The 23,205-nt window shown below is 71.8% G+C and carries 24 protein-coding genes; 16 read left to right on the plus strand and 8 right to left on the minus strand.

What is annotated here, in order from left to right; all coding sequences use genetic code 11:
* Window positions 1-25: 25 nt before the first annotated feature.
* Entirely contained in the window at window positions 26-1,132 is a 1,107-nt protein-coding gene (locus tag VA596_RS35425; RefSeq protein ID WP_323332949.1) for an NAD(P)/FAD-dependent oxidoreductase, read from the plus strand.
* Window positions 1,129-2,049, plus strand: a complete 921-nt coding sequence (locus VA596_RS35430; protein ID WP_323332951.1) for an aminoglycoside phosphotransferase family protein — start codon at window positions 1,129-1,131, stop codon at window positions 2,047-2,049. The genes VA596_RS35425 and VA596_RS35430 overlap by 4 nt, the downstream gene beginning before the upstream one ends.
* Here the strand turns inward: VA596_RS35430 and VA596_RS35435 are convergent.
* On the minus strand, window positions 2,027-3,064 hold the full coding sequence (locus VA596_RS35435) for a LacI family DNA-binding transcriptional regulator (RefSeq protein WP_323332952.1): 1,038 nt from the start codon (window positions 3,062-3,064) through the stop codon (window positions 2,027-2,029). The two genes, VA596_RS35430 and VA596_RS35435, sit on opposite strands and share 23 nt — an antisense overlap.
* A 160-nt stretch (window positions 3,065-3,224) precedes the next feature.
* On the opposite strand from VA596_RS35435, the gene VA596_RS35440 reads away from it, so the two are divergent.
* Genes VA596_RS35440 through VA596_RS35455 form a run of 4 tightly spaced genes read left to right on the plus strand, consistent with a single transcriptional unit; the run spans window position 3,225 to window position 7,700 of the window.
* Entirely contained in the window at window positions 3,225-4,496 is a 1,272-nt protein-coding gene (locus tag VA596_RS35440) for an extracellular solute-binding protein (protein WP_323332954.1), read from the plus strand.
* Window positions 4,496-5,428: a carbohydrate ABC transporter permease gene (locus VA596_RS35445; RefSeq protein WP_323332956.1), complete on the plus strand. Its 933-nt coding sequence runs from the start codon at window positions 4,496-4,498 to the stop codon at window positions 5,426-5,428. The genes VA596_RS35440 and VA596_RS35445 overlap by 1 nt, the downstream gene beginning before the upstream one ends.
* 9 nt (window positions 5,429-5,437) lie before the next feature.
* Window positions 5,438-6,325: a carbohydrate ABC transporter permease gene (locus tag VA596_RS35450; protein ID WP_323332958.1), complete on the plus strand. Its 888-nt coding sequence runs from the start codon at window positions 5,438-5,440 to the stop codon at window positions 6,323-6,325.
* A gap of 16 nt (window positions 6,326-6,341) precedes the next feature.
* Complete coding sequence (locus tag VA596_RS35455) at window positions 6,342-7,700, plus strand: GH1 family beta-glucosidase (protein WP_323332959.1); 1,359 nt, start codon at window positions 6,342-6,344, stop codon at window positions 7,698-7,700.
* A 3-nt stretch (window positions 7,701-7,703) separates the two neighbouring features.
* Here the strand turns inward: VA596_RS35455 and VA596_RS35460 are convergent, their stop codons facing one another.
* Entirely contained in the window at window positions 7,704-9,500 is a 1,797-nt protein-coding gene (locus tag VA596_RS35460; protein WP_323332960.1) for an AMP-dependent synthetase/ligase, read from the minus strand.
* 132 nt (window positions 9,501-9,632) lie between these two features.
* Here VA596_RS35460 and VA596_RS35465 point away from each other — a divergent pair, with 132 nt between their 5' ends.
* Genes VA596_RS35465 through VA596_RS35490 form a run of 6 tightly spaced genes read left to right on the plus strand, consistent with a single transcriptional unit; the run spans window position 9,633 to window position 13,813 of the window.
* Complete coding sequence (locus VA596_RS35465; protein WP_410171952.1) at window positions 9,633-10,046, plus strand: polyketide cyclase / dehydrase and lipid transport; 414 nt, start codon at window positions 9,633-9,635, stop codon at window positions 10,044-10,046.
* A 12-nt stretch (window positions 10,047-10,058) separates the two neighbouring features.
* Window positions 10,059-10,853, plus strand: a complete 795-nt coding sequence (locus tag VA596_RS35470; protein WP_323332962.1) for a metallophosphoesterase family protein — start codon at window positions 10,059-10,061, stop codon at window positions 10,851-10,853.
* Window positions 10,854-10,879: 26 nt separating this feature from the next.
* Entirely contained in the window at window positions 10,880-11,314 is a 435-nt protein-coding gene (locus VA596_RS35475; protein WP_323332963.1) for an SRPBCC family protein, read from the plus strand.
* 4 nt (window positions 11,315-11,318) lie between these two features.
* Window positions 11,319-12,446, plus strand: a complete 1,128-nt coding sequence (locus VA596_RS35480; protein WP_323332964.1) for an ArsA family ATPase — start codon at window positions 11,319-11,321, stop codon at window positions 12,444-12,446.
* Window positions 12,443-12,859 (plus strand): hypothetical protein, encoded by a 417-nt coding sequence (locus VA596_RS35485; protein WP_323332965.1) that lies wholly within the window; start codon window positions 12,443-12,445, stop codon window positions 12,857-12,859. Before VA596_RS35480 ends, VA596_RS35485 begins: the two co-directional genes overlap by 4 nt.
* Before the next feature lie 15 nt (window positions 12,860-12,874).
* Window positions 12,875-13,813, plus strand: a complete 939-nt coding sequence (locus VA596_RS35490; RefSeq protein WP_323333092.1) for an ROK family protein — start codon at window positions 12,875-12,877, stop codon at window positions 13,811-13,813.
* A gap of 177 nt (window positions 13,814-13,990) precedes the next feature.
* On the opposite strand, the gene VA596_RS35495 is transcribed toward VA596_RS35490, so the two are convergent.
* On the minus strand, window positions 13,991-14,467 hold the full coding sequence (locus tag VA596_RS35495; protein ID WP_323332967.1) for an SMI1/KNR4 family protein: 477 nt from the start codon (window positions 14,465-14,467) through the stop codon (window positions 13,991-13,993).
* A gap of 27 nt (window positions 14,468-14,494) precedes the next feature.
* On the opposite strand from VA596_RS35495, the gene VA596_RS35500 reads away from it, so the two are divergent.
* Window positions 14,495-15,349, plus strand: coding sequence for an NUDIX domain-containing protein (locus VA596_RS35500; RefSeq protein ID WP_323332968.1), 855 nt, complete (start codon window positions 14,495-14,497; stop codon window positions 15,347-15,349).
* Here the strand turns inward: VA596_RS35500 and VA596_RS35505 are convergent.
* From VA596_RS35505 to VA596_RS35515, 3 genes are read right to left on the minus strand one after another with little or no spacing between them, the layout of a single operon-like run.
* The gene (locus tag VA596_RS35505) at window positions 15,339-16,478 is read right to left on the minus strand and encodes a glutamate--cysteine ligase (protein WP_323332969.1); all 1,140 of its coding nucleotides are present in this window, start codon (window positions 16,476-16,478) and stop codon (window positions 15,339-15,341) included. The genes VA596_RS35500 and VA596_RS35505 overlap by 11 nt on opposite strands.
* Window positions 16,479-16,488: 10 nt before the next feature.
* On the minus strand, window positions 16,489-17,037 hold the full coding sequence (locus tag VA596_RS35510; RefSeq protein WP_323332970.1) for a hypothetical protein: 549 nt from the start codon (window positions 17,035-17,037) through the stop codon (window positions 16,489-16,491).
* Window positions 17,034-17,801 (minus strand): alpha/beta hydrolase, encoded by a 768-nt coding sequence (locus tag VA596_RS35515; protein WP_323332971.1) that lies wholly within the window; start codon window positions 17,799-17,801, stop codon window positions 17,034-17,036. The genes VA596_RS35510 and VA596_RS35515 overlap by 4 nt, the downstream gene beginning before the upstream one ends.
* Window positions 17,802-18,011: 210 nt before the next feature.
* Here VA596_RS35515 and VA596_RS35520 point away from each other — a divergent pair, with 210 nt between their 5' ends.
* Both VA596_RS35520 and VA596_RS35525 read left to right on the plus strand, forming a co-directional pair.
* Window positions 18,012-18,773, plus strand: a complete 762-nt coding sequence (locus tag VA596_RS35520) for a lysophospholipid acyltransferase family protein (RefSeq protein WP_323332973.1) — start codon at window positions 18,012-18,014, stop codon at window positions 18,771-18,773.
* A 17-nt stretch (window positions 18,774-18,790) separates the two neighbouring features.
* Window positions 18,791-19,279, plus strand: a complete 489-nt coding sequence (locus VA596_RS35525; RefSeq protein ID WP_323332975.1) for a polyadenylate-specific 3'-exoribonuclease AS — start codon at window positions 18,791-18,793, stop codon at window positions 19,277-19,279.
* A 7-nt stretch (window positions 19,280-19,286) separates the two neighbouring features.
* Here the strand turns inward: VA596_RS35525 and VA596_RS35530 are convergent, their stop codons facing one another.
* A complete protein-coding gene (locus VA596_RS35530) occupies window positions 19,287-20,369 on the minus strand; it encodes a 3-deoxy-7-phosphoheptulonate synthase (protein WP_323332977.1) in 1,083 nt (360 codons plus the stop codon).
* A 287-nt stretch (window positions 20,370-20,656) separates the two neighbouring features.
* Between VA596_RS35530 and VA596_RS35535 the strand changes: the two genes are divergently transcribed.
* Window positions 20,657-21,682 (plus strand): 6-phosphofructokinase, encoded by a 1,026-nt coding sequence (locus VA596_RS35535; protein WP_323332978.1) that lies wholly within the window; start codon window positions 20,657-20,659, stop codon window positions 21,680-21,682.
* Between the two features lie 69 nt (window positions 21,683-21,751).
* Here VA596_RS35535 and VA596_RS35540 read toward each other — a convergent pair whose 3' ends face one another.
* Window positions 21,752-23,188: an aromatic amino acid ammonia-lyase gene (locus tag VA596_RS35540; protein ID WP_323332980.1), complete on the minus strand. Its 1,437-nt coding sequence runs from the start codon at window positions 23,186-23,188 to the stop codon at window positions 21,752-21,754.
* Window positions 23,189-23,205: the final 17 nt, after the last annotated feature.

Consider the following 23,205-nt stretch of genomic DNA (forward strand, 5'->3'; position numbering starts at 1 on the left):
GCGGAGTTCATGAGGGGGCAGCAGGGTGCGGGTACTGGTCGCGGGTGGCGGGATTTCCGGCACGGTCACGGCGATGGCGCTGAAGCTGGCGGGACACGACCCGGTCGTGTTCGAGGCCTACGCTTCGGGCGGGGAAGACATCGGCGCGTTCCTGACGATCATGCACAACGGCATGGACGCCCTGCGCGCCATCGGTGCCGACGGCCCGGTGATCGACGCGTCGTTCGCGGCGCACGGCGTCGAGCTCGTCCTCCCGACCGGAGAAACCGCCGGGCGGCGCGACTTCGAAACCGAGGGCCTCGACGGCCCGCGCACGGTGACCCGCGCGACGCTCTACCGCGTCCTGCAGGACGAAGCCACGCGCCGGGGCGTCACGCTCGTCCACGGCCGCCGGCTGACCGGCGCCAAGACCGGCCCGGGCGGCGTCACGGCGGAGTTCGCCGACGGCACCACCGAAGCGGGTGACGTCCTCATCGGCGCGGACGGCCTGCACTCGGTGGTGCGGCGCCTGATCGACCCGGCTGCCGCCGAGCCGCGCTTCACCGGGCTGACCGTCGTCTACGGCTACACGCGCGCTCCCGGGCTGCCGTCGGCGCCGGGGATCTACCGGATGGTCCGCGGCAGCAAGGCGGCTTTCGGCTTCACGACGGACCCGAGCGGAGCGACGTTCTGGTTCGCCCGCGTCCCGGACGAGGAGCGGCCCCGCGCCGAGATCGCGGCGGTCACCCCGGACGGCTGGCGCGAGTTCGCGCACGCGGCGTTCGCCGGGGAACCGTTGCCCTGCGCGGACATCATCGCGGCCACGGGCGACGAGGTCTTCGGCGGCCACTCCTACGACGTCCCCGAGACGCGCGTCTGGTCGACGCCGGAGATGGTGCTGATCGGGGACGCCGCCCACGCCGCGTCGCCGGCTTCGGCCCAGGGCGCGTCGATGGCGCTCGAGGACAGCGTGGTGCTGGCGCAGTGCCTGCGCGACCGGCCGGACCCGGCGTCGGCGTTCGAGGCGTACGAAGGACTGCGCCGTGAGCGCGTGGAGAAGCTGGTGGCGGCCGGCGCCGGCCAGAACGTCGCCGACGGGACCGACTGGCTGTACTCGCACCACATCGACTGGGACGCGAAGATCGGCGGATGAGCACCACGCCCAGCCTCGGTCCCGTGCCCCGGCGCGTGACCGTCGACGTGGACCAGGTACGCCGGCTCGTCGCCGACCAGTTCCCCGAGTGGGCGAGCCTCCCGGTCCGGCCCGTGTCCCACGGTGGCTGGGACAACCGGACCTTCCACCTCGGCGACCGGATGTCGGCGCGGCTGCCCAGCGCGGCCGAGTACGCCTTGGCGGTCGGCAAGGAACAGCACTGGCTTCCGGTCCTCGCGCCTCAGCTGCCGCTGCCCATCCCCGTCCCGCTGGCGGAAGGGCGGCCCGGCGCGGACTATCCGTTTCCGTGGTCGGTCCACCCCTGGCTCGACGGCGAGCCCGCGGGCGCGGACCGGATCGCCGACCCCGTCCGGTTCGCCGCCGACCTGGCCGGGTTCCTGGCGGCGCTGCAGAGCGTCGACACCGAGGATGCTCCCGGGCCGGGCAAGCACAACTGGTTCCGCGGTGGCACCCTGCGCACCTACGACGAGGCCGCCCGGCGCGCGCTCGCGAAGCTGGACGGCCGGGTCGACACCGTTCTGGCGCAAGAGATCTGGGAAACCGCGCTGGACGCGCGGTGGGACGGGGCGGAGCGCTGGTTCCACGGCGACGTCGCCGCGGGGAACCTCCTGCTCGGCGCCGGGGAACTGGCCGCGGTCATCGACTTCGGGACCTGCGGCGCCGGTGATCCGGCCTGCGACGTGGCCATCGCGTGGACGCTGCTGACCGCCGAAGGGCGGCAGGTGTTCCGCGAGCGGCTGTCCGTCGACGACGAGACCTGGGCGCGCGGGCGCGGCTGGGCCCTGTGGAAAACCCTGGTCACCTGCGCTCAGGCCGACTCGGAATCCGTAGACGCATGGCGTGCCCTCGGCCAGATCTTCGCCGAGTACGGCTTCAAGCACCGCAGGAGTCCCTGACCACCAACCGGGTCGGCAGCAGCACCGGCTCCGGGGCCGCGTCCGTCTCGATCATCTTCAGCAGCGCCTCCGCCGCCGCCGTGCCGAAACCCGGTTTGTCCTGGGCGATCGTCGTCAGCGCGGGGTCCACAAGGGACGCCACCTCGATGTCGTCGAACCCCACCACCGCCAGGTCGTCCGGCACGCGCAGGCCGGTCGCGCGGGCCGCGAGCAGGGCGCCCACCGCCATTTCGTCGCTCGCCGCGAAGACGGCCGTCGGAGGTTCTTTGCGGGCCAGCAACCGGCGCATGCCGACAAATCCGCTTTCGCGGTAGAAGTCGCCGGACACCACGTAGTCGTCGCGGGCTTCGAGGCCGGCCGCGGCCAGGCCGTCGCGGTAGCCGCGGGTGCGCTCGGCCGCCGGGGTGTTGTCGCGCGGGCCGGTCAGCGTCGCGATCCGGCGGTGCCCGAGCCCGGCCAGGTGGGCGACGGCGTCCGCGGCGCCCCGGACGTTGTCCGACGTCACGTAGGTCGCTTTGGGACCGGAGATCGCGACGTCCAGCGCCACGCACGGCAAGCCGGACCGCGCGAACGCGGTGAACGCCTCCGCGTCCGAACCGCTGTCGATCAGCACCAGCCCGGCGAGGTGGTGCCGGCGCGTCATGCTGACGTAGCCGACCGGATCGGCCAGGGAGACGCCCGGGGTGCGGCTGCGCGCGTCGTCGCTCGTGGCGAGCAGCAGCAGGTGGTAGCCGTGCGAGCTGAGCGCGGATTTCAAGCCCAGCAACAGGTCCTGCAGGAACGGGTGGCGCCAGCCGGGCCGCCGGTGGTCGGTGTCCCAGACCAGCCCGATCATCGCCGACTGCTTGCGCGACAACGCGCGCGCCGACTCGTTGGGGGAGAAGTCCAGCTCGCGGGCGACCCGCTCGACGCGTTCGCGGGTCGGCCCGCTGACCGACGCCGGCTGGTTGAAGACCCGGGAAACGGTGGCGACGGAGACGCCGCAGAGCTCGGCGATTTCGCGGGCGGTGACCATGGTGGCTCCTTCGGCTGTAACCGGTTACATGAGTAGCACATCGGCCACCACATCGAAAAGTTCGAGACTGCGTTATCTTTTCGTTACTTGACGGCAACGCACTGGGAGCGCTCTCATAGAGGCCACTTTCCGCGCGCTTCAGCAGAACAACGGAGATCTCATGCGCCCGAACACGAGAACCGGCATGGTCCTCGCGGCCGTCCTGGCCGCCGTCACCGCCCTGAGCGCCTGCAGCGGCGGCGACGGCGGGACCGGCGGCAAGATCAAGCTCAGCCTGGGGCTGTTCGGCAACTTCGGGTACACCGACCTGATCAAGGAGTACCAGGCCGCGCACCCGAACATCGAGATCACCGAGCGCACCGCCGCCTACTCCGACCACCACAAGAACCTGGCCGCGCACCTGGCCACCGGGGGTGGCGCCGCGGACATCGAGGCCATCGACACCGGGTACGTCGCCCAGTTCAAGGCGACCCCCGACAAGTTCGTCGACCTCAACACCGTGGGCGGCGACAAGCTCAAGGACCGCTGGCTCGGCTGGAAGTGGAACGCGTCCCTGGCCAAGGGCGGCCAGCAGATCGGCTACGGCACCGACGTCGGCGGCCTGGCCATCTGCTACCGCCGTGACCTGCTCGAAGGCGCCGGCCTGCCCGCCGACCGCGACGCCGTCTCCGCGCTCTGGCCGACCTGGCAGGCGTTCTTCGACGCGGGCAAGCGCTTCCAGGCCAAGGCACCCAACGGTGTCAAGTGGATGGACGGCGGCCCGACCGTGCTCAACGCGATCTTCGGCCAGGCCCAGACCGGCTACTACGACACGAGCGACAAGCTCGTCGTCGACAGCAACCCCGCGCTGCGCGCCGGCTGGGACCAGGTCGTGGACGCCGTCAAGGCGAACCTGAGCGCCGGGCTGCTCTACAGCACGCCGACCTGGAACACCGGCTTCACGCAGGGCCAGTTCGCCACCGTCACCTGCCCCGCCTGGATGATGACCAAGATCAAGGACCAGGCGCCGGACACCGCGGGCAAGTGGGACGTCGCGAGCGTGCCGGGCGGCGGCGGCAACTGGGGCGGCTCGTACCTGACCGTGCCGAAGCAGGGCAAGCACACCGCCGAGGCCGCCGACCTCGCCGCCTGGCTGACCGCGCCCGAGCAGCAGGCGAAGGTGTTCACCAGCCAGGGCCTGCTGCCCTCGACGCCGTCGCTCTACACCGACCCGAAGATCACCGGCTACACCAACCCGTTCTTCAACAACGCGCCGGTCGGCAAGCTCTTCACGGACGCGGCGAAGAAGCTGAACCCGCAGTACCAGGGCCCCAAGGCCGGCGACGTGCAGACCGAGTTCGGCAACGCGATGCAGCGCGTCGAGCAGGGCAAGCAGGACGGCGCGGCGGCCTGGCAGCAGCTGGTCGGTGACGTCTCGAAGCTCCAGAGCTGATGGTCTCGGGAAAGACGCTGAGCTTCGCCGACCGGCGGGCGAACTGGGACGTCAAGCTCTCGCCGTTCGGCTTCATCAGCCCGTACTTCCTGATCTTCGGTGTCTTCGGGTTGTTCCCGCTGCTCTACACGGCTTTCGTGTCGCTGCAGAAGCGCAACCTGCTCGACGCCGAGGGCGCGAAGTTCATCGGGTTCGGCAACTACGAGCAGCTGCTGTTCCACGACCCGTACTTCTGGAACGCGATGGGGAACACGGTCAGCCTGTGGCTGCTGACCACGATCCCGCAGATCCTGTTCGCGCTCGGCATCGCGCACCTGCTCAACCGCAGGCTGCGCGGCCGGACGCTGTTCCGGACCGGCATGATCCTGCCGAACATCACCTCGGTGGCGGCGGTCACGATCATCTTCGCGCAGCTGTTCGGCCGGGACTTCGGCCTGGTGAACTGGGTGCTGAGCTGGTTCGGCGCCGGGCACGTCGACTGGCAGGCGGGCACGGCCAGCTCGCACGCCGCGATCGCGTCGATGGTGATCTGGCGCTGGACCGGCTACCACGCGCTGATCTTCCTCGCGTCCATGCAGGCGATCCCGTCGAGCATGTACGAGGCCGCGACGCTCGACGGCGCCAAGGGCCACCAGCAGTTCTGGCGGATCACGGTGCCGCTGCTGCGGCCGCAGATCATCTTCTCCACGGTGATCGCGACGACCGGGAACATGCGGCTGCTCGCCGAGCCGCTGCTGTTCAACCCGGGCACCGCGGCCGCGACCGGCGGGTCCGACCGGCAGTTCCAGACCGCCGCGCTCTACCTCTACGAACAGGGTTTCACCAAGTACGACTTCGGCTACAGCTCCGCGGTGGCGCTGCTGCTGGCGATCGCCACAATGCTGGTGGCGGGCGTGGCGTACCTGGTGACCCGGCGCATCCAAACCGACTGAGGAGCCGACATGTCCACCGTGCTGACCTCGACCGCGGCACCCGCCGTGGCCCGGCCGCCGAGCCGGACGCGGCGGTTCACCCAGCGGGTCACCAGCCCGTGGACCTACGCCGCGCTGATCGCGATCCTGGCCGGCTCGGCGTTCCCGGTCTACTGGTCGTTCGTCGTCTCGTCGCAGACGCCGGACGCGGTGGGCAGCGTGCCGCCGGTGCTGGTGCCGGGCGGGCACCTGTTCGAGAACATCGCCCGCGTCTTCGACGAGACGAACTTCGGGCTGGCGCTGGTGAACTCGCTGATCGTCTCGGGCACCATCACGCTCTCGGTGGTGCTGTTCTCGACGCTCGCCGGGTTCGCCTTCGCCAAGATGCGCTTCCGCGGCCGCACCGTGCTGCTGCTGCTCGTGGTCGCCACCCAGGCGATCCCGACCGAGCTGGGCGTCGTGCCGCTCTACATCATGATGGCCGACTTCGGCTGGGCCGGGCAGCTGCAGGCGGTGATCGTGCCCGGCCTGGTCACCGCGTTCGGCGTGTTCTTCATGCGCCAGTACTTCGAGCGGGCGCTGCCGCTGGAGCTGCTGGAGGCCGGGCGGATGGACGGCTGCGGCTCGCTGCGGCTGTTCTGGCACGTCGCGCTGCCCGCCGCGCGCCCGGCCGCGGCGGTGCTCGGCCTGTTCACGTTCATGCAGGCGTGGAACGACTTCTTCTGGCCGCTGGTGGTGCTGGTGCCGGAGAACCCGACCGTCCAGACCGCACTGTCCACATTGGCCAGTGGCTACACCACCGACTACACGCTCGTGCTCACCGCCGCCACCCTCGGCACCATCCCCGTCCTCGTCGTGTTCCTGCTGTTCGGCCGCCAGATCGTCGGCGGCATCATGCAGGGCGCGCTCAAGGGCTGACTCTCCCGGAGTGAACGTGACGACCAGCTTCCCGCCCGGCTTCCGCTGGGGTGTGGCCACCTCGGCGTTCCAGATCGAGGGCGCCACCACCGAGGACGGCCGTGGACCGTCCATTTGGGACACCTTCGCCGCGGTGCCGGGCACCGTCGCCGGCGGCGACACCGGCGAGCCCGCGGCCGAGCACTACCACCGCTGGCCGCAGGACCTCGCGCTGCTCACCGGGCTCGGGGTGGACGCCTACCGGTTCTCGGTGTCGTGGCCGCGGGTGCAGCCCGCGGGCCGCGGCCGCGTCGAACGGCGGGGCCTCGACTTCTACCGGCGGCTCGTGGAAGGGTTGCGGGAGAAGGGGATCGAGCCGTTCCTGACGCTCTACCACTGGGACCTCCCGCAGGCCCTGGAGGACGAGGGCGGCTGGCGCTCGCGCGACACGGCCCACCGGTTCGCCGACTACGCCGCCCTGGTCCACGCGGAACTCGGTGACCTCGTCGACCACTGGACGACGCTGAACGAGCCGTACCCGTGCGCGGTGGCGGGGTACGGCGAGGGCCGGCACGCGCCCGGCGCGAAGGAGGGCCACGGCGCGCTCGCCGCCGCCCACCACCTGCTGCTCGGCCACGGCCTGGCGGTCCAGGCGATGCGCGGGCAAGCCGCGCCCGGCCACCGGTTCGGCGTGGTGCTCAACCAGTCCCCGGCGGTGCCGGTGACCGAGTCGGCGGCCGACAAGGCGGCGGCCGCGCGCCAGGACACGTTGCTGCGGCGGCAGTTCACCGACCCGCTCTTCGGCGGCCGTTACGCCCCGGGCCTCACGGCGATGTTCGGCGCGGCGTCGGACTTCTCGTTCCGCCACGACGGCGACCTGGCAACGATCGGCGTCCCGCTCGACTACCTGGGCGTCAACTACTACTACCGGCTGCACGTCGCGGACGCGCCCCCGCGCGAGCCGGACCCGGCCCGGCGGACGGCCGCCGACATCGGCGTGGACACGACCCGCCTGCCGGACGTCCCGCGCACCGGCATGGGCTGGCCGGTCGAGCCGGAGGGCCTGACGGAGGCCCTGGTCGCGCTGCACAACGGCTACCCGGACCTGCCACCGGTGTACGTCACGGAGAACGGCTGCGTCTACCCGGACCGCAGCGACTTCGCCGACTACGAGCGCATCAGCTTCCTGAGCGACCACTTGGCAGCGGTCCGCGACGCGCTCAACGCGGGCGTCGACCTGCGCGGCTACTTCGCATGGTCGCTGCTGGACAACTTCGAGTGGGCCCACGGCTACAAGCACCGGTTCGGTTTGGTGCACGTCGACTACACGACGCAGCGCCGCACGCCGAGGGCGAGTTACCGCTGGTACCGCGACTTCGTCGCGGCCCAGCGGTGACCGCTACTTCTTGTACAGGGCCTCGATGTCGGTGGCGTAGTTCTTCGAGACCACGTTGCGCTTCAGCTTCAGGCTCGGCGTGATCTCGCCGCCCTGTTCGGTGAAGTCGTTGGCCAGCACCGTGAACTTCTTGATCGCCTCGGCCTTCGAGACCGTCTTGTTGGCCTCGTCGACCGCCGTCTGGATCTCCGCCAGCAGGTCGGCGTCCGAAGACAGGTCCGCGACCGTGGCCGAAGCGGGCTTGCCGTGCTGGGACTTCCAGGACGGGAAGTACTCCTCGTCCACCGTGACCAGCGCCGCGATGAACGGGCGCTGGTCGCCCACCACCATCGCCTGGCTCACCAGCGGGGCCGCCTTGATGGTGTCCTCGAGGCCGGACGGGGCGACGTTCTTGCCGCCCGCCGTCACGATGATCTCCTTCTTGCGGCCGGTGATCTTGAGGAAGCCGTCGGAGTCCAGCTCGCCGAGGTCGCCGGTGTGGAACCAGCCGTCGGTCAGCGACTCGGCCGTGGCCTGCGGGTTGTTGTAGTACGCGCGGAACACGACGTCGCCCTTGAGCAGGACCTCGCCGTCGTCGGCGATGCGGACCGACGTGCCGTTGACCGGCTTGCCGACCGTGCCGACGCGGAACGCCGACTGCGTGTTGACGTTCGCCGCCGCCGACGTCTCGGTCAGGCCGTACCCCTCGAACACCGGGACGCCGATGCCGCGGAAGAAGTGCGCCAGCCGCGCGCCGAGCGGGGCGCCGCCGGACACCGCCGCCACGCAGCGGCCGCCGAGGGCCGCGCGCAGCTTGCCGTAGACGAGCTTGTCGAACACCAGGTGCTTGGCCTTCAGGCCGATGCCGGCGCCGCCCTTGTCCTGGGCCTCGCTGTAGGCGACCGCGACGGCTTCGGCGGCGTCGAAGATCTTGCCCTTGCCGTCGCCGTGGGCCTTCTGCTTGGCCGAGTTGTAGACCTTCTCGAACACGCGCGGCACGGCGACCACGAACGTCGGGCGGAAGGTGCCCAGGTCGGGGACCAGGTTCTTGACGTCCGGGGTGTGCCCGAGGGTGACCCGGGCGGTGAGCGCCGTCACGGCGATCGCGCGGGCCAGCACGTGCGCCAGCGGCAGGAAGCACAGCAGCGAGTTGCCCTGTTCCATCAGCTGCGGGAACGCCTCGATGTCGGCGCGGATCTCGGCGAGCAGGTTCCGGTGGGTCAGCTCGACGCCCTTGGGACGCCCGGTGGTGCCCGAGGTGTAGACGATCGTGGCGAGCTCGTCGGCGACGACCTCGCGGCGGCGCTCGTGCAGCTCGTCGTCGGACAGCGTCGCGCCGATGGCGGACAGCTCCTCGACGGCGGGGGAGTCGCCCTCGATCTGCCAGGTGTGGTCCAGCTCGGTGAGCCGGTCGCGGATCTCGTCGACGGCGCCGGCGTGGGCGTTCGTCTCGACGAACACGGCCTTCGCGGCCGAGTCCGAGAGGATCCAGAACACCTGTTCCGGGGACGACGTGTCGTAGATCGGGACCGTCACCGCGCCGGCCGCCCAGATCGCGAAGTCGATCAGCGTCCACTCGTAGCGCGTCTTCGACATGATCGCGACGCGGTCGCCGCGGCCGATCCCGGCCTGGGCCATGCCCTTGGCGACGGCGAGCACCTCGCCGGCGAACTCCTTCGCCGTCACGTCCAGCCAGCTGCCGTCGACCTGACGGCGGAAGCTGACCACGTCGGAGAACCGCTCCGCGTTCGCCCAGACGACATCGGACATGTTTTCGTCGTCGGCCACCGGCTTGCCGGCGGGAGCGCTGTATTCGCGCACGTGGGACCTCCGTGTTCAACGCGTGCGGCGGCAGATGACACCGCTGTTACCCGCCAGTCAACTTAGCGTGAGGAGCACCTTAAGACCATGCTGACCGGCGCCGCACGGCGAGGGCGTGACATTCTTCGCTCCGTGAACCAGGCGCCGCCCGCTCTCGACGTCGTCGACGAGACGTTCCTCGTCGTCCCGCCCGCCACCGTGGCCGCGGTCTTCGCCGATCCGAGGTCCTGGACCCGCTACTGGCCGGACCTCGTGCTCGAGGTCTACACCGACCGGGGCGAAAAGGGCCTGCGCTGGACCGTGCGCGGCGCGCTCGTCGGTACGATGGAGATCTGGCTCGAGCCGGTGCTCGACGGCACCCTGCTGCACTACTTCCTGCGGGCGACCCCCGCCGACGCGGCCGGGACGCCCCGGGCGCTGGCGCCGCGTGACCTGCGCCGGGAGTTCGACCGGCGGGCCCGCGCGGCGAAGGCGATCGCACTCGGGCTCAAGGAGATCCTGGAGGACGGGCGCGAGCCCGGAGTTCCTCCGCGCGGCGAAGACTGAAGGGGACCAGGGGTGCGGGTACACGTCGTCTCGGACGTGCACGGCAACGCGGACGCGCTGAAGCGCGCCGGGGACGGGGCCGACGCCCTGGTCGTGCTCGGCGACCTGCTCGACTTCGTCGACTACCGCGAGCACGACAAGGGCATCATGGGCGCGCTCTTCGGCGGCGAGAAGGTCGGCGAGTTCGCCCGGCTGCGCCGCGAGGGCACCCGTGACGAAACCGTTGCCTACTCGCGCACGCTCTGGGCGAGCCTCGACGACCCGGCCGCGGCCGTCGACGAGGCCATCCGCGAGCAGTACGCGACGCTGTTCGCGGCGATGACCGCGCCCACCTACGCCACCCCCGGCAACGTCGACACCCCCGCGTTGTGGCCCGAGTTCGCCGGCGAGGGCATCCGCGTGCTGGACGGCGAGGTCGCCGAGATCGGCGGCCTGCGGTTCGGCTTCGTCGGCGGCGCGCTGCTGCCCGACGGGGTCGTCCCGCGCCGCCGCAAGGGCGCCGCCTGGCGCCCCTACCTGCGGGATCGCGCGGACTACGACGCGAGCGTCGCCGCGCTGACCGAGGTCGACGTGCTCTGCACGCACGCCCCGCCGGCACTGCCCGAGCTGACCTACGACGTCGTCGCGCGCCGCAGCGAGCTCGGCTCGGCGGCGCTGCTCGAGCTGATCCGGGCCCAGCGGCCGCGCTGGTCGGTGTTCGGGCACGTGCACCAGCCCCTGGCCGCCCGCGCCCGGGTCGGCCTGACCGAGTGCCGTAACGTGGGTCACTTCAAGGAGACCGGGCAGCCCTACGTGCTGCGCTGGTGACCGGCCGCGGCGGCTACGCTTCGTCCATGGCCGAGCAGTCCACACAGTCCATCGAGGTCGACGCCGAGCCCAGCCGGGTGATGGCCGTGATCGCCGACTTCCCCGCCTACCCGGAATGGGCGAAGGCCGTCCGGGAGGCCGAGGTCCTGGACACCGACGCCGAGGGGCGCGCCAAGCAGGTCAAGCTGACCCTCGACGCGGGCCCGATCAAGGACGTCTACACCCTCGAGTACGACTGGGACGCCGACGCCCTCGGCGTCAGCTGGCACCTGGTCAAGGGGCAGATGCAGAAGGCCCAGAACGGCCGGTACGCGCTCGAGGACCTCGGCGGCCGCACCCGCGTGACGTACACGCTGTCGGTCGAGCTGGCGCTGCCGATGATCGGCCTGCTCCGGCGCAAGGCCGAGAAGATGGTCATGGACACCGCGCTCAAGGAGCTCAAGAAGCGGGCCGAGGGGTAACCGGGTGCGGATCCTGCTGTTCACCGGCAAGGGGGGTGTCGGGAAGACCACGCTGGCCGCGGCGACCGGCGCCGCCCTGGCCGCTCGCGGCAGGAAGACCCTCGTCGTCTCCACCGACCCGGCGCACTCGCTCGGCGACGCCTTCGGCCACACCCTCGGCGCCGAACCGTCCGAAGTGGACGCTCTGCTTTCGGCCGTCCAGATCGACTCCCGGACGCTCGTCGACACGACGTGGCACCAGCTGCGCGCCGAGCTGCGGACGACGCTGTCCGGTGCCGGCCTCGACACCTTGGACGCCGAAGAGCTGACCGTGCTCCCGGGCGTCGACGAGCTGCTCGCCCTGAGCGAGGTCCGGCGGCTGGCCGAGCACGGCCCGTGGGAGACCATCGTCGTCGACTGCGGCCCGACGGCCGAGACGCTGCGGCTGCTCGCCCTGCCCGAGGCCGTCTCCGGCTACCTGACCCGGGTGTTCGGCCGCCGCGTCACGGACTCCGTGCGCCGCCTCGGCGGGCACCTCGACGGCCTGCGCGCGCTGCTCACCGAGCCGTCGGTGACGACGGTCCGGCTCGTCCTGACCCCGGAGCGGGTGGTCGTCGCCGAGGCGCGCCGCACGCTCAGCTCGCTCGCCCTGCGCGGCATCGCCGTCGACGGCCTGATCGCCAACCGGCTGATGCCCGCGCCCGGGTTCTGGCGCGGCGGCGCCGCGACGTGGCTGCGCACGCGCCGGACGCAGCAGGACGCCGTGCTGGCCGAGCTGCGGGCGGCCGGGTTCCGGCAGGTCGCGCGGGTCGAGCACCGCGCCGTCGAGCCGGTCGGGCTGCCGGCTCTGCTGGAGATCGCCGCCGAGCTGTACCGCGACGCCGACCCGCTGGACGGCGACGGCACCCCGGTCACCCCGCTGCTGCGGGTCCGGCCGGCGCCCGAGGGCTACACGCTGCGCATCGCGATCCCGCTGGGGCGGGACGCCGAGGTCGATCTCGCCCGCGTCGACGACGACCTGGCGATCACCGTGGACGGCTTCCGCAGGCTCATCGCCCTGCCGGAGTCGCTGCGGCCGTGCCGGATCACCGGCGCGGAATCCGACGCCGACGGCCTGCTCGTGAGCCTGGCCGGGAACCGGGGACGCCGGTGAGCGAAGAAGAGGCCGCCGACGGGCTGCGCCTGGCCGAGGAGCTCCGGCTGCTCGTGGAGATGGTCGTCGAGAAGGCCGCGCCGTGGCTCGAAGGGGTGGTCGCGGCCGGGCACGGTGACCCTGACCAGGCGAAACCCGAGGGCTCGGCGTGCGGGTGGTGTCCACTGTGTGCGATCGTCGCCGTGGTGCGAGGTGAGCGGCCGGAGTTCGCGGCGAGGCTGCTGGAACAGCTGGCCCAGCTCGTGGCGTTGCTCCGAGCGGTGCTCGCGGACCGCTGGGAACCGGACGAGGGCGTGCACATGCCCGGGTTCCGGCCCGCGCCGCGGCCGGCGGCGGACGACGTGGTTGCGCCGCGGGTGCAGCACATCACCGTCCGCAGACGGGACGAGTGGCGGCCGGATCGGGAGAGCTGAGTGCGGACGATAGGGGTGGACGTCGGCGGGACGAGCATCCGGGCCGGTGTGGTGGACGAGCGCGGCTCGCTGCTCGACACGGCCCGGGTCTCGACGCCGACCGAGGAAGGCGCCCTCGAGGACGCCATCGCGGGCGTGATCGAGGACCTGCGCAACCGGCACGAGGTGGCGGCGGTCGGCCTGGCCGTCGCGGGCTTCGTCGCGCGCGACCGGCGGTCGGTGATGTTCGCGCCGCACCTGGCGTGGCGTGGCGCGCCGGTCGCCGACCGGATCGAGAAGCGCGTCGGCCTGCCGGTGCTGCTGGAGCACGACGTCAATTCGGCGATCGTCGGGGAGCACCGCTTCGGCGCGGCCCGCGGCGCGCACGTGGCGGCGCTGGTGGCGCTCGGCACCGGGATCGGCGCCGGGCTGCTGCTGGAGGGCAAGCTGTACCGCGGCGCGTACGGCGTCGCGCCGGAGCTGGGTCACCTGACGGTGGTCCGCGGCGGCCGGCCGTGCCCGTGCGGCAAGTACGGCTGCTGGGAGCGCTACTGCAGCGGGACGGCCCTGGCGGCGACGGCGGTGGAGCTGCTCGCGCGGCACCCGGGCCGCTCGACGGTGCTGGCCCCGCAGGTCGCGGGCGACCCGGGCTCGGTGACGGGCCGGCGCGTGGCGGGCGCGGCCCGCGACGGCGACCCGATCGCCCAGCTGGCGATGGCGGAGCTGGCCAAGTGGCTCGGCGAGGGCCTGGCCCTGGTGGCAGACGTGTTCGACCCGGAGATCATCGTGATCGGCGGGGGTGTGTCGGAGTCGGCCCCCCTGTTCCTGGACGAGGCCCGAGAGCACTACGCGGGCGCGATCACCGGGGCGAGGCACCGCCCGCTGGCCCGCATCCGCACGGCCCACCTGGGCGACGACACGGCGATCGTGGGTGCGGCGGCGCTGGCGGTGGAGATGGCCAAAACCCCGGTCTGACCGCCCGAGTCCACTCCCGAGCGTCACCCGAAATGGCCACCCCGCTTCGCGCAGAGACGCATCTTTCGCTGAGAAAGTGACGCCTCAGGGGTGCGAAGACCGCACTTTCCCAGCGAAAGTGCGGCTTTGACGCGCAAAGTTGGTGACTGTGTCACCCGACTGAGGCGGCCGCCGTGGTCACTCCTCCGGGAAGCTCCCCGAGGGCACCAGTCCTTCGGCGAACGCGCGGAACGTCGGGGCCAGCGGCAGCTCCGACTCCAGCTCCACGTCGAACCAGCCGACCGACGGCTCGGTGGAGCGGCGGTAGTCCAGCGCCACCCACGTGTGGCCGTCGCCGGACAGCACCACCAGCCGTTTCGGCAGGTCCCATTCGGTGCTCAGGTACGGCGAGTCCAGCAGCGACAGCCGCCCGCCGACGCCGAGGAGCCGGTCGAAGGGGACGTGCGTGTCGCTGTAGGACGTCGGCCTGCTCGTCGGGAAGGCGTCGCAGTGCGCGGCGACCGTGCCGCCGTTGCGCAGGCCCAGCAGCTCGCCCAGCTCGAGCGGCAGCCGGACGCCCAGCTCGCGGCCGGCGTGGGCGAACTCCCTGGCACTCAGCGGCTCGCCGGGGCCGCGGTCCCAGAACGTGGGCTTGAGCTGCTCGAACGAGGTCATACCGGAGAGTGTGCCAAGGTGGACGGGGTGAGCCAGCAGCCGTCCGCGAGTGTGTTCGTCCGGTGTTCCTGCGGGCACCTGCACTGGGGCCGCTACGGCGCCGCCGGCCTGCTGCTGTTCGACCCGGCGCGCGGGGTGCTGCTGCAGCGCCGGGCCTGGTGGGTGCACAACGGCAGCACCTGGGCCCTGCCCGGCGGGGCGATCGAGGCGGGGGAGACCGCCGTCGAGGCCGCCGCCCGGGAAGCCTTCGAAGAGGCCGCCATCCCCGTCGACGCGTTCCGGGCGCTGTCCGCCTCCGTGGTGGACCATGGCGACTGGAGCTACACGACCGTGCTCGCCCTGGCCGACGACATCGACGCCAAGGTCGCGAACACCGAGAGTGCGGAGGTGCGCTGGGTGGACCCCGACGAGGTCCCGGGCTACCGCCTGCACAGCGGGTTCGCCGCGGCCTGGCCCGCGCTGCGGCCGCGGGTCGGGCAGGAGCTGGTGCTGGTCGTCGACGCCGCGAACGTCGTCGGCTCGCGGCCGGACGGCTGGTGGCACGATCGCCACGGCGCCGCCGAACGCCTGCGCGACCAGCTGGCGCGCCTCGCCGAAGCCGGCCTTCAAGACCCGGACGATCCCACGCTGACCTGGTGGCCGCGGGTGATCCTGGTCGTCGAGGGCAAGGCGAGCGGCGTGCGGCCGGTCAAGGGCGTGGCGGTCGTGCCGGCCGACACCGACGGCGACTCGAAGATCGTCGAGGTCGCCGGGCAGCACCGCCAGGCGAAGGTGCTCGTCGCGACGGCCGACCGCGAACTGCGCCGCCGCGTCGAAGCGCTCGGCGCGTCGGCGATGGGCCCCGGCACCCTCCGGACCCAGCTGGACCAGCTCAATCCTTGAGGATCCCGTCGCGCATCTCCGCGACCAGCGACGCGACGACGGCCTTGAGACTGCCCTTGTGCCGCGTCGCGACCGCCCGCTGCCGCCGGTAGCTCGGCCCGTACTTCAGGATCGTCTCGACGTCCCGCAGCTCGGCTTCGCAGTCCAGCCGCCGCGCCACCGGTTCGAGCCGGTTCAGCAGGTCGCAGACGTCGTCGGTGACCAGCCGCTCGCGCCCGGCCGCGTCCAGGATGACGATCGCGTCGGTGCCGTAGCGCGCCGCGCGCCACTTGTTCTCCTGGACGTGCCACGGCGGCAGCGTCGGCAGGATCTCGCCGTCGTCGAGGCGCTCGCTGAAGTCGTCGACCAGGCACTGGCTCAGCGCCGCGATCGCGCCGACCTCCTCCAGCGTCGGCAGCCCGTCACAGACCCGCAGCTCGATCGTGCCCAGCTGGGGCGAAGGCCGGATGTCCCAGCGGATCTCCGAAAAGCTGTCGATCACGCCGGTGGTGAACATGTCGTCGACGTAGTTCTCCAGCTCCGCCCACTTCCGGAACTGGAACGGCAGGCCGGCGGTCGGCAGCTGCTGGAAGATCAGCGCCCGGTTCGAGGCGTACCCGGTGTCCTCGGCGCCCCAGTACGGCGACGACGCCGACAGCGCCTGCAGGTGCGGCGCGTAGTTGAGCAGCGCGTCGAGCACCGGCAGCACCTTCTCGCGGTGGTCGAGCCCGACGTGCACGTGGACGCCGTAGATCAGCATCTGCCGCCCCCACCACTGGGTGCGGTCGATCAGCTTGGCGTAGCGCTCCTTGTCGGTGACCTTCTGCTGGTACCAGTTGGAGAACGGGTGCGTCCCGGCCGAGAACATCTCGACGCCGAGCGGGTCGGCGACGCCGTGCACGACGTCCAGCGACTCGTCCAGGTCCGCCTTGACCTCGGCGATCGTGTCGCAGACACCGGTGATGATCTCGATGGTGTTGAGCAGCAGCTCCTGCTTGATCTTCGGGTGCTCCGCCTCGCCGTCCGGGCGCACGGCGTCGAGGATCCGCTCGGCGGTCGACGACAGGTCGCCGCTGCGCCGGTCCACGAGGCCCAGCTCCCACTCCACGCCCACGGTGGATCGCCGCGAAGGCGTGAATTCGATGGTCATCGGGGCCGGGTCAGACCTGGGCGCCGTTGCTGGGGTCGGCGCCGGGCGGCGGGCCCTGCCGGACGCGGAGCAGCAGCAGCGCGATCGACGTCGCCAGCGCGAGGATGCCCAGCGGCGTCGCCACGGTCGGGCCGACGCCGATCGCGGCGGGGAAGATCAGCAGGAACAGCCCGGCCAGGAACAGCAGCAGGATGAGGAACGCGCCCATCTTCGGCCGCGGCAGCGGCGGCGGCTCCGGCGGGACGAAGTGCTCGTCGTCGTCCGCCGGGTCGTCGGAGAACATCGTGCTGTCCCACGTCGTGCCGCCGGAGCGCCAGTTCGTCTCCGGCGGGTCGGCCGCGGCGGGCGGCTTCGGCGGCTTCGACGGCTCGGCGGGCCGGTCCGGCGCCTTCCGGGACTCGCTCTCCTCGGCCACCCCGCGCCCCGCGGTGCCACCGGTGTCCCCGGCGTTGTCGGCGGTGTCCATCTCGGGGAGCCCGAACCCGTCGGCCCGCAGGTCGGCGACGATCTCGGCGAACGTCGCGTCGACGTCCTCCGGCCCGTCCTTCCCTCGGCTCATGCGGTCTCCTCCGCTTGCCCGGCGTGCGCCTTCGCGAACTCGACGCTCCGGGTGAAGATCACGTCCGCGTCGTTGTCCTGGGTCGCCACGTGGTAGCTGTTCTCCAGCACGACCTCCGTGACGTCGGTGCTCGAAACCCCGGCCAGCACCAGCCGCGAGTTCTCCGGCTCGACGACGTGGTCGACCGCCGAATGCAGCAGCAGCACCGGCTGCGTCACCTTCGGCAGGTCGGCGCGCACCAGCGCCCACAGCTTCGCCAGGCTCGCCGCGGCCCGCACCGGCGTGCGCGGGTAGGCCAGCTCGGTCTCGCCCGGCTTCTTGATGTCGTTCGCGATCGCCGGCACCGACGGCACGATCTTGCCCAGCACCGGCAGCAGCTTGGTGTCCCACTTCAGCCGCGTCACCGACGGGTTGACCAGGACGATCCCGGCGATCCGGTCACCGAACTCCTCGGCCAGGCGCAGCGTCAGCGTGCCGCCCATCGACAGGCCGCCGACGAACACGGTCTTACAGGACGAAAGCAGCTCGAGCAGGGCTTCGCGGACGGCGCCGTACCAGTCCTGCCACGTCGTGCGGTTGAGGTCCGGCCAGCGGGTGCCGTGCCCCGGCAGCAGCGGGCAGCGCACGGTGAACCCGGCCTCGGCGAGGTGGTCACCCCAGGCCCGCATGCTGGCCGGGGTACCGGTGAAGCCGTGGCAGAGCAGGAACCCGGTCTCGGCCGAACCGGTGTGGCCGAACGGTTCCGCGCCGGCGAGCACGCCCATGCGATCGCCTTCCGTGTGAGCGGTGTAGGCCATCCATGCTCTCACGGGTCGAGGGCGTTGTGGGGGTCCGCCCGGACCCGTAATTCTCTGTGAGATCGATCGCTGCCCGGAGGTATCCGGGTGGTCTCCGTTGTGCGGAGGCCGTCCGGCTTCGTAGTCTGGTCGACGCGGGTTACAGGGGTTGAGCTGCGATGGAGGACTGAGGCACCGGTGCTGTACTGGCTCATGAAGTGGGTGTTCATCGGTCCGCTGCTCAAGACGCTGTGGCCGACGAAGGTCACGGGCGCGGAGAACATCCCCGAGACCGGCGGGGCGATCCTGGCCGGCAACCACCTCGCGGTCGCCGACTCGTTCTTCATGCCGCTGCGGGTCAAGCGCAAGGTGACCTTCCCGGCCAAGTCCGAGTACTTCACCGAGCCCGGCTTCAAGGGCCTGCTCAAGAAGTGGTTCTTCACCGGCGTCGGCCAGTTCCCGATCGACCGCTCGGGCGGCAACGCGGCCCAGGCCGCGCTCGACACCGCGACCCGGCTGGTCAAGGCCGGTCACCTGCTCGGCATCTACCCCGAGGGCACCCGCTCCCCGGACGGCCGCCTGTACAAGGGCAAGACCGGCGTCGCCCGGATCGCGCTGGACTCCGGCGGCGTCGTCGTCCCGGTGGCGATGGTCGGCACCGACAAGGTCAACCCGATCGGCTCCAAGATGTGGTGGCCGCGCCGCCTCGAGGTCCGCTTCGGCAAGCCGCTCGACTTCTCGCGGTACGAGGGTCTCGCGGGCGACCGCTTCATCGAGCGGTCGATCACCGACGAGATCATGTACGCGCTCATGGAGCTGTCCGGCCAGGAGTACGTCGACATCTACGCGGCGAAGGCCAAGGAGCTGCTCGCCGCGGAGGCCGCCGGCGCGAAGCCGAAGGTCCCGGCCCAGCCCACCGCGCGCGACGCCGCCCGGGTGCCCGACAGCAAGGTCGGCTGACCCACTACTGTTCACCAGTGCGTTTTTTCTACGACACCGAATTCATCGAAGACGGCGTGACCATCGATCTGGTGTCCATCGGTGTCGTTGACGAGCGTGGCCGCGAGTTCTACGCGGTCTCCACGGACTTCGACCCGGGTCGCGCCGGGCCGTGGGTGCGCGACAACGTCCTGCCGAAGCTGCCCTCACCGGCCGACCCGGTCTGGCGCAGCCGCGAGAAGATCCGCGCCGACCTGCTGGAGTTCTTCGGCAAGCCGCCGGGCGGCATCGAGCTGTGGGCCTGGTTCGCGGCGTACGACCACGTCGCGCTGGCGCAGCTCTGGGGCCCGATGCCGGCCCTGCCGCGCCAGCTCCCGAGGTTCACCCGCGACCTGCGCCAGCGCTGGGAGGACGCCGGGAAGCCGAAGCTCCCGGCGGCCCCGACCGACCAGCACGACGCCCTGGCGGACGCGAAGCACAACCGCGCCCGCTGGGACGTCATCGAGTCCTACTTCCCCCGCCGCTGACCCTGGCTCAGCGGCGCGAGCGGACCGCTTCCGCCAGCTCTTCCAGCAGGGGAGCGGTGTCGTCCCAGGCCATGCAGGCGTCCGTGATCGACTGGCCGTAGGTCAGGTTCTCCGGGTGGCCCAGGTCCAGGTCCTGGCGCCCGCCTTCGAGGAAGCTCTCCATCATCAGGCCGACGATCCCGCGCTCGCCGCCGCCGATCCGCGTCGCCAGCTCGCGGACCACCTCGGCCTGGCGGACGTGGTCCTTGCCGCTGTTGCCGTGGCTCGCGTCGATGATCACGCGCTCCGGCAGGCCCGACTTCGCCAGCCGCGCCAGGGTGTCCGTCACCGTCGCGGTGTCGTAGTTCGGGCCGCCCGCGTGGCCGCGCAGGATCACGTGGCAGTCCGGGTTGCCGGACGTCGTGAGCAGCGCCGCCAGGCCGTCGGTGTTGATACCGGGGAACACGTGGCTCGCCGCGGCCGCGCGGGTCGCGTCGACCGCCACCTGGACGTCGCCCTCGGTGGAGTTCTTGATCCCGACCGGCATGGACAGCGCGCTGCACAGCTGCCGGTGCACCTGGCTGGCCGCGGTGCGCGCGCCGATCGAGCCCCAGGTGACGATGTCGGCGATGAACTGCGGCGTGATCGGGTCGAGGAACTCGCAGCCGACCGGCAGGCCGAGCCCGGAGACGTCGAGCAGCAGCCGCCGCGCCATCCGCAGGCCCTTGTTGACGGCGAAGGTGCCGTCGAGGTCCGGGTCGTTGATCAGGCCCTTCCAGCCCAGCGTCGTGCGCGGCTTCTCGAAGTACACGCGCATCACGACGTGCAGCTCGCCGCGCAGCTCTTCGGCCTTCGCCGCCAGGCGGCGGCCGTAGTCGAGGGCGGCCTTGGGGTCGTGCACCGAGCACGGGCCGACGACGACGAGCAGCCGGTCGTCCCGGCCCTCGAGGATGTCGACGGTTTCGGCCCGCCCGTGGCGCACCAGCTCGGCGACGCCGTCGTCGACCGGATGGTCTTCGCGGAGCATCGCCGGCGAGATGAGCGGGCTGATCGACGTGGTGCGCGCGGCGTCGAGGTCACCGATGGTGGCCGGACCTGCGGAGAGTGTCATCGCGGGGGTGGTTCCTTCCTGGTGGAAACCGACCCGCGGGGGACCTCGCCGAGCCGGTGTGGACGTCCGGCTCGGGGGTGGTGGTCAGCGCAGGTTGACGCCGCCGTGCCCACCCGGGGCCGGCTCCGTAAACCAGTAATAACGCTGCACGGCGCCAAATTAGCACACCTCGATCGTGTACCGATTCGCCAGGTGGTCCGGGCTGCACCGATCCAGACGGAAGCGGCTACGCTTGGCACTGGCGAAATGTGACTGTCATCTCCAGCGAACACAAACGGAGGATTCTCATGCGTGTCGGTGTGCTGACCGGCGGCGGCGACTGCCCGGGTCTCAACGCGGTCATCCGCGCGGTGGTCCGCAAGGGCATCGAGGTGCACGGCTGGGACTTCGTCGGCTTCCGCAACGGCTGGAACGGCCCGCTCACGGGCGACAGCCGCCCGCTCGGCCTGAACGACGTCGAGGACATCCTCACCCGCGGCGGCACGATCCTGCGCTCGTCGCGGACCAACCCGTACAAGGTCGAGGGCGGGGTCGACCAGATCAAGAAGGTCCTCGCCGAGCAGGGCGTCGACGCGCTGATCGCGATCGGCGGCGAGGACACCCTCGGCGTCGCGAAGCGGCTCACCGACGACGGCGTCGGCGTCGTGGGCGTGCCCAAGACGATCGACAACGACCTGGGCTCCACCGACTACACGTTCGGCTTCGACACCGCGGTCTCCATCGCGACCGAGGCGATCGACCGGCTGCACACCACCGCCGAGTCGCACCACCGCGCGCTGGTCGTCGAGGTCATGGGCCGGCACGCCGGCTGGATCGCGCTGCACTCCGGCCTGGCCGGCGGCGCGAGCGTGATCCTGGTGCCGGAGCGGCACTTCAACGTCGACCAGGTCGTCTCCTGGGTCGAGCGCCGCTTCGAGAAGGAGTTCGCGCCGATCATCGTCGTGGCCGAGGGCGCGCTGCCCGAGGGCGGCGAGGAGAAGCTGCTCACCGGCGAGAAGGACGCCTTCGGGCACGTCCGCCTCGGCGGCATCGGCACCTGGCTGGCCGACGAGATCGCGCGCCGCACCGGCAAGGAGTCGCGCGCGGTCGTGCTGGGCCACGTCCAGCGCGGCGGCACGCCGACCGCGTACGACCGCGTGCTCGCGACCCGCTTCGGCCTCAACGCCGTGGACGCGGTGGCCGACGGCGACTTCGGCGTCATGGTGGCCCTGAAGGGCACCGACATCGTCCGCGTGAAGCTGTCGGAGGCGACCGCCGAGCTGAAGACGGTCCCGGCCGAGCGCTACGAAGAGGCCGAAGTCTTCTTCGGCTGAGCCTGAGCTAGTGGTCCGTGAAGGCCACCTTGAGGGACTCTATGTCCCGCAAGGTGGCCTTCACGGCTTTCAGATGCGGGCGAGATCGTCCAGGACCGTGATCGCCCGGGCGATGTCGTCGGTCAGCGGGCGGTCGTCGGTGCTCTCGTCCAAGACCTCGGACGCCGCGTCGAAGGCGTCGCGGACCGGGAGGTCCACCAGGTCGGCGTCCCGCATCCGCAGCGCGCGGACCGCCGCGACCAGCTCGCACGCCAGCACCTGCTGGTACGACGTGCAGGCCGCCGTCGCCGCGCGGGCCGCCTGCGTCGAGAAGCTCGCGTGGTCCTCGATGCCGCGGGACACGACGGCCGTGCCGAGCGTCGCCGGCAGCGCCGCCTGCCGCAGTTCGGTGAGCGCGTCGTGCGCCACGTACTCCAGGATCATCACGCCCGAGCTGCCCGCCGGCCCGGCCGCGAGGAACGGCCGCAGCCCGGTGAACTCCGGCTCGACCAGGTCGCCCAGGCGCGCCACCGACAGCTCCGCCACCTGGTGCACGGTCGCACGGGCCTGGTCCAGCGCCGTCGACACGTACGCCGTGTGGAAGTGCGCGTGGTGGTAGGCGTCGCCGTGGACGGTGGAGATCATCGGGTTCTCGGTGCTCGCGTTGATCTCCACGGCCAGCACGTCGCGCAGGTAGTGGATCGCGTCCAGCGCCGGGCCCTGGACCTGCGGGAACGCCCGCAGCCCGAACGGGTCCTGGATCCGGCGCCCCGGCTTCGGCGTCTGGTGCATGCCGAGCAGCCGCCGCATCTCCGCCGCGCAGGCGACCTGCCCCGCGTGCGGCCGCGCCTCGTGCACCGGCGTCGCGTACGCCTCGGGGTTGCCGTCGAGCGCGACGTACGTCAGCGCGGCGATGGCGTGGCTGGCGCGGGTCAGGGTGTCCAGCCGCATCGCGGCCAGGGTCGCTTCGGCGAGCGTCGCGGCGTTGCTGCTCATGAACGCCAGCGCGTCGCCCGCGTGCACCGGCACCGCCGGCACGTGCCCGGCGACCCACTCGCGTTCGCCGGTGAGCGCGAGCGCCGTCTCGGCCAGCGGGGCCAGGTCGCCGGTGCCGATCGCGCCGAGCCGGTGCACCAGCGGCAGCGCGCCGGTGCGGACGGCCTCGGCCAGCGCGCCGATCAGCTCGGGGCTGATCCCGGACCGCCCGGCGAGGAGCTGGTTGAGCCGGATCAGCATCATGCCGCGGACCTGGCCGGGCGGCATCGGGTCGCCGCTGCCGCCGGCGTGGCTGCGCAGCAGGCGCAGGCCGTGTTCCTTCGAGCTCGCGACCGTGTCGTCCTTGTTGGCCCCGACGCCGGTGGTCCGGCCGTAGACCACCCGGCGTGTGCTCAGCTCTTCGGCGAGCTTCCAGGCGTGCTCGGCGCCGCGCAGCGCGGCGATCGAGACGTCGATTCCCAGCGGACCCCCGGTGCGCGCCGCCGTCACGACGTCCGCGCACCGCAGGGTCCGACCGTCCACCCGGATCAAGGGCAGCCTCCTTTCGA

It is taken from the genome of Amycolatopsis heterodermiae (genome assembly GCF_034929455.1).
GTDB classification, from domain to species: Bacteria; Actinomycetota; Actinomycetes; order Mycobacteriales; family Pseudonocardiaceae; genus Amycolatopsis; species Amycolatopsis heterodermiae.